Source organism: Flavobacterium sp. (genome assembly GCF_044341185.1).
Taxonomy (GTDB): domain Bacteria; phylum Bacteroidota; class Bacteroidia; order Flavobacteriales; family Flavobacteriaceae; genus Flavobacterium.
In genome coordinates, this window is record NZ_JBIISE010000007.1 from 24208 (window position 1) to 37593 (window position 13386).

The 13386-nt window shown below is 29.4% G+C and carries 10 protein-coding genes; 5 read left to right on the forward strand and 5 right to left on the reverse strand.

The features are described 5' to 3' along the window. Positions 1-28 precede the first annotated feature (28 nt). From ACIQZ1_RS02795 to ACIQZ1_RS02810, 4 genes are all read left to right on the forward strand, one after another. A complete protein-coding gene (locus tag ACIQZ1_RS02795; protein WP_396158852.1) occupies positions 29-844 on the forward strand; it encodes a M48 family metallopeptidase in 816 nt (271 codons plus the stop codon). A 57-nt stretch (positions 845-901) separates the two neighbouring features. Next, positions 902-2194: an MFS transporter gene (locus tag ACIQZ1_RS02800; protein WP_396158854.1), complete on the forward strand. Its 1293-nt coding sequence runs from the start codon at positions 902-904 to the stop codon at positions 2192-2194. Between the two features lie 162 nt (positions 2195-2356). Continuing rightward, positions 2357-4825 (forward strand): endopeptidase La, encoded by a 2469-nt coding sequence (lon, locus tag ACIQZ1_RS02805; protein ID WP_396158856.1) that lies wholly within the window; start codon positions 2357-2359, stop codon positions 4823-4825. Between the two features lie 89 nt (positions 4826-4914). Then, on the forward strand, positions 4915-6060 hold the full coding sequence (locus ACIQZ1_RS02810; RefSeq protein ID WP_396158858.1) for a glycosyltransferase: 1146 nt from the start codon (positions 4915-4917) through the stop codon (positions 6058-6060). Here the strand turns inward: ACIQZ1_RS02810 and ACIQZ1_RS02815 are convergent. The 5 genes from ACIQZ1_RS02815 to ACIQZ1_RS02835 are packed head-to-tail and all read right to left on the reverse strand — an operon-like array spanning position 6017 to position 11377. Beyond that, complete coding sequence (locus ACIQZ1_RS02815; RefSeq protein WP_396158860.1) at positions 6017-7342, reverse strand: hypothetical protein; 1326 nt, start codon at positions 7340-7342, stop codon at positions 6017-6019. The two genes, ACIQZ1_RS02810 and ACIQZ1_RS02815, sit on opposite strands and share 44 nt — an antisense overlap. Before the next feature lie 2 nt (positions 7343-7344). Beyond that, positions 7345-8052 (reverse strand): glycosyltransferase, encoded by a 708-nt coding sequence (locus ACIQZ1_RS02820; RefSeq protein ID WP_396158862.1) that lies wholly within the window; start codon positions 8050-8052, stop codon positions 7345-7347. Next, positions 8049-9266: an O-antigen translocase gene (locus ACIQZ1_RS02825; protein ID WP_396158864.1), complete on the reverse strand. Its 1218-nt coding sequence runs from the start codon at positions 9264-9266 to the stop codon at positions 8049-8051. Before ACIQZ1_RS02825 ends, ACIQZ1_RS02820 begins: the two co-directional genes overlap by 4 nt. A gap of 51 nt (positions 9267-9317) precedes the next feature. After that, positions 9318-10397: a DegT/DnrJ/EryC1/StrS family aminotransferase gene (locus ACIQZ1_RS02830; protein WP_396158866.1), complete on the reverse strand. Its 1080-nt coding sequence runs from the start codon at positions 10395-10397 to the stop codon at positions 9318-9320. After that, positions 10394-11377 carry a GNAT family N-acetyltransferase gene (locus tag ACIQZ1_RS02835; RefSeq protein ID WP_396158868.1) on the reverse strand — a complete coding sequence of 328 codons (984 nt, stop codon included), beginning with the start codon at positions 11375-11377 and terminating at the stop codon, positions 10394-10396. Before ACIQZ1_RS02835 ends, ACIQZ1_RS02830 begins: the two co-directional genes overlap by 4 nt. Positions 11378-11503: 126 nt before the next feature. On the opposite strand from ACIQZ1_RS02835, the gene ACIQZ1_RS02840 reads away from it, so the two are divergent. Then, the gene (locus tag ACIQZ1_RS02840; RefSeq protein WP_396158870.1) at positions 11504-13297 is read left to right on the forward strand and encodes a gliding motility-associated C-terminal domain-containing protein; all 1794 of its coding nucleotides are present in this window, start codon (positions 11504-11506) and stop codon (positions 13295-13297) included. Positions 13298-13386: the final 89 nt, after the last annotated feature.

Here is a 13386-nt window from a genome sequence, read left to right on the forward strand (position 1 = left end):
ATAACTTTGTTTGACCAAATTTCACATCATGAAAATACTTCTAAAATCACTTATCGCAACAGGAATTCTTGTAGTTTCTTGCGCAAAAAACCCATTTACAGGAAAAAGTACAATGGCATTTGTTCCAAATAGTCAAATCTTTCCATCTGCTTTTCAACAATACGATCAATTTTTATCTGAAAACAAGGTCTTGAAAGGAACTTCAGATGCCAAACGAATTGAAACCATTGGAATGAAAATAAAAACAGCTTCTGAACGTTTTTTAACTGCTAACAGAAAATCAGATTATTTAAACGATTACAAATGGGAATATAATTTAGTAGATAGCAAAGAAGTAAATGCTTGGTGTATGCCTGGTGGTAAAATTGTTTTTTACACCGGAATTTTACCCATTTGTAAAGACGATGCTGGAATAGCAGCCGTTATGGGACATGAAGTCGCACATGCATTAGCCAATCACGGGCAACAACGTATGAGTGCCGGTTTATTACAACAAGCTGTTGGTGTTGGTGCTGCTGTAGCGGCCGAAAAATATTTACCAAAATATCAGAATGAAGCCATGCAAGCATATGGTGCAAGTTCTCAAGTATTAGGTATTTTGCCTTTTAGTAGAGCACATGAAAGCGAAGCCGACATGATTGGATTAACACTAATGGCTATTGCCGGATACGACCCTATTAATGCAGTTAAAGTGTGGGAAAGAATGTCGGCACAATCTGAAGGAAAAGCACCTCCAGTATTTTTAAGTACCCACCCTAGCAACCAAACAAGAATAAATGAATTAACCGCATTACTACCTCAAGCAAAAGCAGAAGCTGCTAAATTTGGCGTTACTTTTAAATAGTAAAAATATTATCTTATATTAGTCCCGATATTTATCGGGATTTTTATTTTATAAACGATGCAACAACTACAAAAGGGAAATAGCAAATTATTAAACGCTTGGGCATTTTATGATTGGGCAAATTCTGTATATTCATTAGTTATATCTTCATCAATTTTTCCATTATATTTTGGATTTTTATTCACGAAAGAAAACCCAAATATTGAATTGGTTGGCACATCAATTAAAGCTACATCATTGGTTTTCTTTACTACGGCCTTTGCTTTCTTAACAGTTGCCGTTTTATCTCCTATTTTATCAGGAATTGCTGATTATCTAGGTAATAAAAAACGATTTATGCAGTTTTTCTGTTACATGGGAGCCGCATCATGTATAGGATTATATTGGTTTACTAAGGAAAATATAGTTTTTGGTATGTGTTGTTTTTATTTTGGATTGGTTGGTTTTTGGGGAAGTTTAGTATTCTATAATTCATATTTATCAGATATCGCTTATACAGAACAACACGATAAATTAAGTGCAAAAGGTTTTTCATTAGGCTATATTGGCAGTGTAATTTTACTTGTTATTTGTTTGTATTTAATTATTGGAAGAACAGATGAAGAAGCCATTCATGCTATGAAATTATCATTTGTTTTTACAGGAATTTGGTGGATTGCATTTAGTCAATATACTTTTTATTATTTACCAAAAGGAAATAAAAATAAGCACCCGCTAACATTTTCAGTAGTACTTAATGGATATAATGAATTAAAGAAAGTTCAAAAATTATTTTTTAAAGACGCAGTATTAAAACGGTTTTTAATTGCCTTTTTCATCTATAGTATGGCAGTGCAAACTGTAATGCTTGTTGCCACTTATTTTGGAGAACAAGAAATAAATTGGGGTACAGCTGATGAAAAAAGACAAGGCTTAATTGTAAGTATATTAATGATTCAATTGGTTGCGGTTTTGGGAGCAGTATTAACTTCAAAATTAGCTTTAAAATTCGGGAACATTAAAACGTTAATTGGCATCAATTCTGTTTGGATATTTATTTGTATCGGTGCGTTTTTTGTTAAAGAACCCATTCAGTTTTACTTGGTTGCTGGAATTGTGGGTTTAGTTATGGGTGGTATTCAATCGCTTTCACGCTCTACTTTTTCTAAATTAATGCCAGAAACAAATGACACCACCTCTTTTTTTAGTTTTTATGATGTAGCCGAAAAAATTGGAATTGTAATTGGAATGTTACTTTACGGTAGCATTAACCAAATTTCAGGAAGTATGCGAAATGCCATTTTATTTTTGGTGTTGTTTTTTATAATTGGTGTTATTTTACTTTTTAGAACACTAAAAATTAAGAAATAATTTTAAAATCTAAATTTTTATTCCCATTTATGGCATACATCTTGACTACTATAAATGTAAATTAATCTGTACATGTTGTTTTTATTAAGACTTACGTCGATTAAAAAAAATAGTTGTAAATTTACGTCCCTTTTTTAATGACAAAATGACTTATAAATAGATATGCCAAACCATAAAATAGTTGCGATTGACAATTTGTCGCTTCAAGAATTAGATTCAGAAGCAGAATTAATTCCATTAATGACTCCGGAAGATGAGGAGGAAATGAATAATGAAGAATTACCTGCAGATTTACCAATTTTACCTTTAAGAAATACTGTTTTATTTCCTGGAGTGGTTATTCCTATTACCGCTGGAAGAGATAAATCGATAAAATTAATAAACGATGCCAATGCGGCTGGTAAAATTATTGGCGTAGTAGCTCAAAAAAATGAAGCTGACGAAGATCCAACTTCAGATGAAATTCATCATGTGGGAACTGTTGCACGTATTATGCGTGTTTTGAAAATGCCTGATGGAAATACAACAATCATTCTTCAAGGGAAAAAACGTTTCGAAATTAATGAATTTACTCAAACTGAGCCTTACTTTAAAGCTACAATAAAGGAAGTAAATGAAGTGCGTCCGAATAAAAAAGATGAAGAATTTTCTACAATAATTGAATCTATAAAAGATTTAGCCATTGAAATCATAAAAGAAAGTCCAAACATACCTTCAGAAGCTACTTTTGCTATTAAAAACATCGAAAGTAATCCGTTTTTAATCAATTTTGTATCTTCAAATATGAATTTAAATGTTTCGGATAAGCAATATTTATTAGGTATTGTAGATTTGAAAGAACGCGCTTTAGAAACCTTACGTTATATGAATTTAGAACTTCAGAAATTGGAGTTAAAAAATGACATTCAATCTAAAGTTCGATTTGATTTAGACCAACAACAACGCGAGTATTTCTTACAGCAACAAATGAAAACCATTCAGGAAGAATTGGGTGGCGTTTCGCACGATGCTGAAATTGAAGAAATGCGCAACAAAGGGAAAAGTAAGAAATGGGATGCAAAAACGGCGGAACATTTTGATAAAGAAATATACAAATTACAACGTACCAATCCAAATTCACCAGATTTTGGAATACAGCGTAATTATTTAGATTTATTTTTAGAATTACCTTGGAATGAGTTTTCTAAAGATAAATTTGATCTTAAAAAAGCACAACAAATTTTAGACCGAGACCATTTTGGTTTAGATGATGTAAAGAAAAGAATTATTGAACATTTAGCGGTTTTGAAACTGCGAAACGATATGAAATCGCCAATTTTATGCTTATACGGACCTCCAGGTGTGGGTAAAACATCAATTGGGAAATCGGTTGCAGAAGCATTAGGACGAGAATATGTTCGAATTTCATTAGGTGGTTTACGTGACGAAGCAGAAATTCGCGGACATCGTAAAACCTATATTGGGGCGATGCCTGGAAGAATTATTCAATCTATTAAAAAAGCAAAAACATCTAATCCAGTTTTCGTTTTAGATGAAATTGACAAATTATCTTCAAGTCATAATGGCGATCCATCTTCTGCCCTATTAGAAGTTTTAGATCCAGAACAAAATAGTGATTTCCATGATAATTTCTTAGAACTAGGTTACGACCTTTCTAAAGTTATGTTTATAGCTACATCTAACAGTTTATCAACCATTCAACCTGCGTTAAGAGATAGAATGGAAATCATAAATATGTCGGGGTATACCATTGAAGAAAAAATTGAAATCGCAAAAAACTTCTTGTTACCAAAACAATTGGCAGCACACGGGTTAACTACAAAAGATTTACAAATTGGTAAAAAACAATTAGAAAAAATCGTGACGGGTTATACACGTGAATCTGGTGTTCGTGGCTTGGATAAAACGATTGCTCAAATGGTACGTCATGCTGCAAAATCTGTAGCTATGGAAGAAGACTATAATAAAAAAGTAACAGATGCTGATATTCTTGAAGTACTAAAATCACCAAGAATGGAACGCGATAAATATGAAAATAACGATACAGCTGGTGTAGTAACAGGTTTGGCTTGGACATCTGTTGGAGGTGATATTTTATTTATTGAATCGTTAGTTTCTAAAGGAAAAGGTGCGATGACTATGACAGGAAATTTAGGAACTGTTATGAAAGAATCGGTAACTATTGCGTTAGAATATATTAAAGCGAATTCAAAACAATTAAACATTGAATCTGAAGTTTTAAACCAATATAACATTCACATTCACGTACCAGAAGGTGCTACGCCAAAAGACGGGCCAAGTGCAGGTATTGCGATGTTAACGTCAATGGTTTCGAGTTTTACACAAAGTAGAATTAAGAAAAATATAGCGATGACAGGTGAAATTACTTTACGTGGAAAAGTGTTACCAGTTGGTGGAATTAAAGAAAAAATATTGGCTGCCAAACGTGCCAACATTAAAGAAATCATCTTGTGTAAAGAAAACAAACGTGATATTGAAGAAATTAATGCCGATTATTTAGCCGGCTTAACTTTTCATTATGTTGATACGATGAAAGAAGTAATTGATATTGCTATTTTGAAAGAGAAAGTAAAAAATGCCATTACATTTGATGTTAAAAAGATAAATTAGATTTTCGGATATTCAGAAATCAGACTAAAACCTATATGACAAAAAACATATAGGTTTTTTCTTTATATTTGAAATATTAAAATAAAACAATGAAAATACTACTTGTAGGAGAATTTAGTCGGTTACACAATTCATTAAAAGAAGGACTTTTGGTATTAGGTCACGAAGTCATTTTAGTGAATAATGGCGATGGATTTAAAAATTATCCTGCAGATATTAGTATTCGTGCTGCTTTTTTCAAATCGAAATTAGGAAATATTCCAAGACAAATTTGGGCAAGAATTTTCAAATATGATTTAGCTTTATTAGAACACGGTATTCGATTTTGGTGGGTTTCTAAAAAGTTGAAAAACTTTGATGTAGTGCAGTTAATTAATGAAAGTCCGATACAAACTGTTTCTAAATTAGAATTATTTTTATTGAAACGTATTTTTAATCAAAATAATAAAATATTCTTAATGTGTTGCGGGATAGATTATATGACCGTTTCTCATATGCTTAAGCAAAAAGACAAGTATTCCGTTATGAACCCTTACTTTGAGAGTATTCCAGAAGCAAAAAAACAATATGACTACTATTTTGATTTTTTAACCAAATCGCATCAAAAAATTCATCAATTTTTATACAAAAATAGTTCTGGTGTCATAGCATCTGATTTGGATTATGTAGCACCTCTAGTTGGTAATGAAAACTATTTAGGTATGATTGCAAATCCAATAAATATTGATAAAATTGGAAGTAGCGATACTACAATTTCTGGAAAAATTTCTATTTTCTTAGGGATAAATTCAGGAAATTCTTACACAAAGGGTGTTTCTTTTTTTGAAAAAGCGTTAGTTATCCTTCAAGAAAAATACCCTAATTTGATTGAAGTTAAAATTACTACAGATATACCTTACACAGAATATCAAAAACATTTTGAAAACGCACATATCATTTTAGACCAAGTGTATGGTTTTGATCAAGGATTCAATGCTTTAGAAGCCATGGCCAATGGTAAAGTAGTATTTACTGGTGCGGAAACTGAATTTTTAAATCATTATAATTTACAAGAAGATGAAGTTGCAATAAATGCATTGCCCGATGTAGATTATTTAGTTGATAAATTATCTTTTTTAATTGAAAATCCTTCTGAAATTAGTAGAATTGGTCAAAATGCTATTCAATTTATTCATAAAGAACATCATTATGTTACTCAAGCTCAAAAGTATTTGACGCTTTGGAAGTCCAATTAAATTTTTCTTTAAAAAACAACAATACCACAACTAACATAAAAAATTCATACGGAAAGGCGTATTTAGCATTGGTACCATAAACTACAAGTGCTTGTAAAATAGCTGCTGCGTGAATAAAAGCTAAAAGAATCATCACATTAGTCACTTTTTTGTTTTTAATAAAGAGAAACGTATAGTAAAAACTTAAAAATAAGAAAACGAATTTCAAAATAAAAAGTAATACCATCTGAATTGCATTTATAACAGAAACGACTGAATTAAAGGCATTGTCTTTAAAATTCATATATGGTTTCACATCAAAAACCTTCCAAAAATCAAACCACGAATGGGTAATGGAATAATACAAATAATCTCCAAAATTAGAAGCAATAGTAGCTTTTGCATAGTTACCAAACTGATGAGTCACGTCTGCAAATTTTGTGTATTTTGATGCTAAATGTTGACCACCCCATACTTTCCAGACGGCCATAGAAGCATCTTCGCCATTACGTAACATTTCATCTCTATATTTAACATAAGGTTTTGCTATATAATCGTATTCTTTTGGTCCTTTTTCAGCAAAAAACAAGCAGTTCTGAGCTAAATTTAAACCAAAATAAGCTGTTGGTTCAAAGTAACCAATTTTTTCTTCTACAAAACTACACCAAGAAAAATAAGCGTAAGCAGGCAAAATAAAAATAATTAATTTAACAGAAATTGCTTTTTTCAAAGAAGGATTTTTAATTAGATATAAAGCAAAAATTAAAAATGGATAAAACAGAAAAAAGGGTTTTACTAAAATTAATATAGCAAGTAGGACACTCATACAAATTTCAACAATAATTTGTCTTTTGTAGAAATAATTATTCAATAAAATATATAAAATAATCGAATTTAAAAGCAACATAAATGTTTCCGCTAAAATAAACGTTTCATAGAAAAAATGTTGAAGGTATAACGCAAAAAATAACGTGCAATAAAACGAAATTTTTTCAGATATTTTAAGGTTTAATAACGTTTTAAACCATAAAATACTGGTGATAATTCCCATTAACATTTGTACTAAAACCACCAACATTTTATCATGATTTAGTAAATAAATCAAATAGGGATAACCTGGAGTTCTTTCTCCAACATAATCGTTAAAATTATCATTAATTAATTCTGTAACAAAATGATTAAATGCCCAACTATCTGGCGCTTCAGAAAACGAATTATATTCAAAGTAGAAAATTATTTTTGCCGTAAAAAGGTAAAATATCAACAAATAAATATATTTATTATTTAGTATATGTTGCTTCATTTTTAATTTCTATAAATTTGAAAAAGTTCAAAAGGAATTTTAAAAAAATCGGTACGTTTAATTTTTGAACTCCCTATTTCTTCCCATTTTTCTAATGGAATTTCTTTTACTACTTCTTTTAAATTATGATTTTTTTGCAAACGTTTCAACAATTCCACATCAAACAACCATTTAGAAATAAAAGGCTTGGCGAAAATTTGATTAGCTGTTTGATAATCAACAACTTTTGCACCACATTGTGTGTCATAAACAGAAACTTTCAATACAAACTGACTGACAATTGTTGCAAAAATACGACCAAAATAATGTCGTGTTAATGAGCGTTTTACTCCGTTTCCAATTAGTTTAATTCTAGCGCCCATTATCATCTTATAATTTGGATTCTGAATTGAAAATTGAATTAATTTATCTAATTCTGAAAAAGGTGTAGCTAAATCCGCATCGTAATACGCAATAAAATCAGTATTAGAAATAGATAAAACAGCCGCACGAATGGCTTCTGCTTTTCCAATATTTTTATCTAATTTTAAAATAGTTAAGTTTGGAAATTTGTTTTTGAATTCGCCTAAAATAGTATTAGTATTGTCAGTGCTTCCATCATCAACTAAAATAAAATCATACTGTGAAGTATTCTTGAAAATTTGATGAAAACTTTCTAAAACAATTCTTTTTTCTTCGTTATAAAATGGAATGATTATAGTAACTTTCATCGTAATTCTTTTCTAAAATAAATTACTAAAACTAACAAATACATAAAATAAGTAAAGGTATGAGCCATTACTATTCCGCTTATTCCAACAGTGTGCAACATCCAATTTGATGAAAAATATAGGATAAACAAAGAAATAATTTCAGTAATAATAAAAACTTTAGTCTGTTTTTTTGCAATTAATATGGTTCCAAAAATTAAAGAAATCGCTTTTAATAAATCACCTAGTAATTGCCAAAGAAATAACGATTCCATAGTCTCAAATTCTGAAGAAAACAAAACTTGAATTATTAATTTTCGCAAAAAATAAATAATTACTAAACCAATAGTGAAAAGTGGAATAATCGTTTTTAAATAATACAAAACAATATCTTTATTATTTGAATTCGTTTCTGCTAATTTTGGGTAAAAATAAATAGTCATTATTGAAGAAACGAACAATAAATAATACGAGGAAATCCGTTGTAAACCTTCATAAATTCCTGCATTTTGTAATCCCGTTATACTAATAATATCGGTTCGAATTTCCAATAATACGAAAGAACCAATAACACCTGAAACCAATGCCATTAACACATATTCTGATACGTTTTTAACAACTGAAAAATTAAAGTTTTGAAAGGAAAAAACATCAGAAATTGAAATAATATTTTTAAGAAAAAATAAACAAACAAAAAACACGAAAACTGGTGCCAAAACTAAGGAAACTAATGCGCCAAATGTGGAATAATAATAGATTAAAAACAAAGAAAAAAGTAATGCAATACCACTTGAAATAATCTGAATATAAATTACATTTTTATATTTTTGAAAGCCATTAACTACTGAAATACAATACGTTGAAAAAACATATAACGGAAATAAAATAGCCAAAACATAAAACAAAAAACCATATATTTCAGAATGATTAAATAGTTGTTTAGAAAGATAACTAGCACCAAAAATTAATATCAAACTAATACACAATGAAGAAACTAAAAGCAACAATCCAAAAGTGGCTAAAATCGATTTCAATTTTATTTTATCATTCTGATATTCAGATACATACTTTATAATCGCATTCTGAATTCCGAGTAAAGAAAAATTTTCAACTACATTTAAAAAGGCTCTAAAATTTCCTACATATGCCATTCCGTTTGCACCAACAAAAAGAGCTAAGGCTTTGGAGGTAATGAAACCGAAAATTAATTTCAACAAAATATGAATACTATTCAAAGAAGTAATTTTGAATAAAGGTTGTTGAATTATTTTTTTAATTTCAGACAATTAATAGGAATTTAAAGTAATAATAACATGCGTGATTTCTTCATCTGTTAATACGGAACTCATTGGTAAACTAAGCACTTCTTGATGAATTTTTTCTGTTATTGGCAAGCTCAAATGATTAAATTCTTGTAATGCTTTTTGTTTATGAGGCGGAATTGGATAATGAATTACGGTTTGTATTCCGTAAGAATTTAAATATTCTTGCAACTTGTCTCTGTTTTCTGTACGAATTACAAATAAATGAAAAACATGATTATTGAAATTGTTACAAATTGGCAAATCAATTTTATTGTTATTAATTTCTGACAAATAACGTTTTGCTATTTTTTTTCGTGTCTCGTTTTCAGTATTTAAGTGTGGCAACTTGATATTTAAAAAAGCGGCTTGTAATTCGTCTAATCTAGAATTTACTCCAATAAAATCATTTTTATATTTTGAACTCGAACCATAATTTCTAAGAGAAAATAATACTTCTGCTAATACATCATCATTGGTTGTTATCGCTCCACCATCGCCTAAAGCACCTAAATTTTTTCCTGGATAAAAGCTAAAAGCTCTTGTGTGATTTCCATTAAAAGTTAATCCGTGTGCTTGAGCAGCATCTTCAATTATAAGTAAATTATTTGACTCACAAATAGCATTAATTTTATCCATTTCAGCCAATTGACCATATAAATGAACTACCAAAATGGCCTTAGTTTTTGATGTAATTTTTTCCTCAATTAAATTGGGATCAATATTGTACGTTTCAATAGTTGGTTCTACAAAAACAGGAATTAAATCGGCTTGCAAAATTGACAAAACAGAAGCTATATACGTATTAGCTGGAACAAGAACTTCATCGCCTTTTTGTAAATTTCCTAGATGAATATTTGCTTTTAAAATTAATACTAAAGCATCTAATCCGTTTCCAACGCCAATACAATGCTTTGAATTAGAAAATGTTGCAAAACTTTGTTCAAATTGTTTTACTTCTTCACCTAAAACATACCAACCGTTATCTAAAAACGATTTGGTTTTAGCTAAAAATTGAGTCTCAAATGGTTTATTCAATTTATGTAAATCTAAAAATTTTATCATATTAAAACCTGATTTAATTTTACATAATTTTTAGTTTCAATTTCATAAAAATTTTGAACAATTGTTCTTGCGCCAAAGGATTCTTTCCAATAATGTAAACTTTCGTTTAATTGTAAACCATTATTTTCATTAGAAATACCAAAATCAAAATACTTATAATCATTAAAAACGTTGTTAATTAAGTGATTATATAAAAAATCTAAACCGCCATATTTAGTATTAAATGCTTTATTTCCTGAAATATATTGGGGATGCACTACATTTTTAGTAACAAAAACGGTTACACCACCAACAATTTTATTTTCAAAATACACATTGAATTGCCTAATTAATTCAGGAAATTTAGACTTTAAATACAATATTTCTTCTAAAGAATGTATGGGTTTTGTTTGATATTTTTGTGCTAAATTTGGAAGTAATAGTTCGTTCCAAAACAAATCAAAAGAGGTTTCTTCAATAATTTTTAACTGATGTTTTTCACCGGTTTCTATACCTCTTTTTCGAACACGAGAAGGCACAATTTTATTTGCTAATTCTACAATAGCAATAGCATCTCTTCTGGTTAATTTGGCTTGTAATAAAAAGGAAATATATTCCATTTCATCTGCTGGAAATAAATTATAAATAGTTGGGATTATCTTTAGATGAAGTTTAATAATTTCAGCATCAAATAAATAGTTCAGTAGCTGATAATTTAATTGTATTACATCTGCAAGTTTGCAATTTGAATCTAAAACTAATCCACCATAAGTTAAACCTTGATGTGAAAAAAGTTCATTTCCAACTTTATTTGCTGGTAAAAGTGCGATTAAATTTTCTTTTTCATCAAAAATAAGCAACGAGTAATCTACAAATCTATCCGAATGATATTCCATAAAATCTCTATGAAACAAAAAAGTAGCATTTTTAGCTTTTGCTACAAAGTCATTCCATAAATTATAATATTCCGAAGTATATTTTATTATTTTAAACGTATTCATTATTGTTTTTTAGCATTCTAATTATGAAAAATAGAAATTTCACTTCATAAATCTTTGGGGAAATTAGTAAAATTTATTACTTTGGTAAAATTATTAAGCATAAATATTAAATTTTAAAACCTATTGATGAAAAAATCACTTGTGTTTTTTGTGTTTTTCTTACAATTTTCATTTTCTCAAAATATTGGTTTATACAGCCAATTTAATGGGAGATATGACTTTACTTTTGTTGGAAACACACTAAATCCTGTTGAAAATTCATTTCAAACTACTCCAGCGGTTTTAACTTCATCTTCCGCTACTTTGGCTTTAACTACCAATGATGTTATAGAAAGTGCCTATTTATATTGGGCAGGCTGTGGAACTGGCGACTTTAATGTCAAACTAAATGGTACAGATGTACTTGCTACCCGAACGTTTTCAAATACATTAACTCAAGGTCAATCCTTTAATTTTTTTAGTGCATTTGCAAATGTTACCACACAAGTACAAGCCACTGGAAATGGCACCTACACCCTTTCCGATTTAGATGTAAGTAGTTTCTTACCACTTCATGCTCAAAACAGAACTAATTTTGCGGGATGGGCACTAATTGTAGTATATAAAAACACTTCTTTACCTTTAAATCAATTAAATGTGTACGATGGTTTACAAGTGGTATCGCAATTACAAAATAATCTAGATGTTACACTTAACGCTTTAAATGTAATTGATAATGTAGATGCGAAAATTGGGTTTTTAGCTTGGGAAGGCGATTCTGGAATTCAAGTGAATGAAACATTACGAATTAATGGAAATATTATTAGTAATCCGCCTTTAAATCCAGCAAATAATGCTTTTAACGGCACGAATTCCATTACCAATTCCAATCAATTATATAATATGGATTTGGATATATATAACATACAAAACAATATAAATGTTGGTGATACTTCGGCGTTAATTCAACTAACATCAGGTCAAGATTATGTAATGATTAATGCTATTGTAACAAAATTAAACAGCCAGTTACCAGATGCTCGAATTACTTTTCCAGCTCCAACTTTAAGTTGTAATGTAAGGCAACTTCAAATCAATTACATAGTAACTAACAATAATGCTACAGCTAGTTTACCCGCCAATACACCAATTACTTTTTACGCTGATAATGTCGTAATTGGTTCCGCTTTTACGCAAAATGTCATTCCAATTGACGGATTAGAAACAGGAACTATTACAGTAACAATTCCAACAAATATCCCATTGCAATTTAACTTAATTGCAAATGTTGATGATACTGGAAATGGAACAGGAATTGTAAATGAAATATCAGATACAAATAACTTGTTTTCTTTACCCATTCAACTTTTAGCTTCTCCAAATTTCAATCCGCTTGATGACATTGTGAGTTGTAATTTAGGATTCACAAAAGGTATTTTCGATTTTTCTGAGTATGAAGGAAGTGTAAAAACTAATTCTGGACATCTAAGCACCTTCTATAATTCAGAAATAGATGCGTTGAATTTTACGAATCAAATACTTTTATTAAATAATTTTGAAGCATTACAAACTCCGAAAAAAATATGGGTAAGAATTGATGATCAACAAAATGGTTGTTATAGTTTAACTACTTTTGACTTACTCACAAAAAATTGCGAACCGATAGTTTATAATGCTGTTTCACCAGATAATGATGGGCAAAATGATTTCTTTTTTATTGAAGGATTACGAGACATTTTTATCAATTTTAAATTGGAAATTTATAACCGATGGGGAAGATTATTATGGACTGGAAACAACAACAAACCTGATTGGAATGGGTATTCAGAAAATACAATGGGAAATAATGAAGCAGCAAGCGGAACGTATTACTACATTTTATATCTAAATGACCCTGATTATCCAAAACCATTAAATGGATATTTATATTTAAGAAGATAATGTCTAATTAGTTAGACAAAACTTAAATTTCAAACTATTATTTATTAAAAATAAATTCTCTCAAATAAATTTTATATTTTTAGCCAACT

Bases quoted from the DNA above. Each gene is read 5' to 3' on its own strand.
- ACIQZ1_RS02835 (WP_396158868.1), bottom strand. From the start codon at position 11,377: ATGAATACGTTTAAAATAATAAAATATACTTCGGAATATTATAATTTA.
- ACIQZ1_RS02820 (WP_396158862.1), bottom strand. From the start codon at position 8,052: ATGAAAGTTACTATAATCATTCCATTTTATAACGAAGAAAAAAGAATT.
- ACIQZ1_RS02840 (WP_396158870.1), top strand. From the start codon at position 11,504: ATGAAAAAATCACTTGTGTTTTTTGTGTTTTTCTTACAATTTTCATTT.
- ACIQZ1_RS02815 (WP_396158860.1), bottom strand. From the start codon at position 7,342: ATGAAGCAACATATACTAAATAATAAATATATTTATTTGTTGATATTT.
- ACIQZ1_RS02800 (WP_396158854.1), top strand. From the start codon at position 902: ATGCAACAACTACAAAAGGGAAATAGCAAATTATTAAACGCTTGGGCA.
- ACIQZ1_RS02795 (WP_396158852.1), top strand. From the start codon at position 29: ATGAAAATACTTCTAAAATCACTTATCGCAACAGGAATTCTTGTAGTT.
- ACIQZ1_RS02810 (WP_396158858.1), top strand. From the start codon at position 4,915: ATGAAAATACTACTTGTAGGAGAATTTAGTCGGTTACACAATTCATTA.
- lon (WP_396158856.1), top strand. From the start codon at position 2,357: ATGCCAAACCATAAAATAGTTGCGATTGACAATTTGTCGCTTCAAGAA.
- ACIQZ1_RS02830 (WP_396158866.1), bottom strand. From the start codon at position 10,397: ATGATAAAATTTTTAGATTTACATAAATTGAATAAACCATTTGAGACT.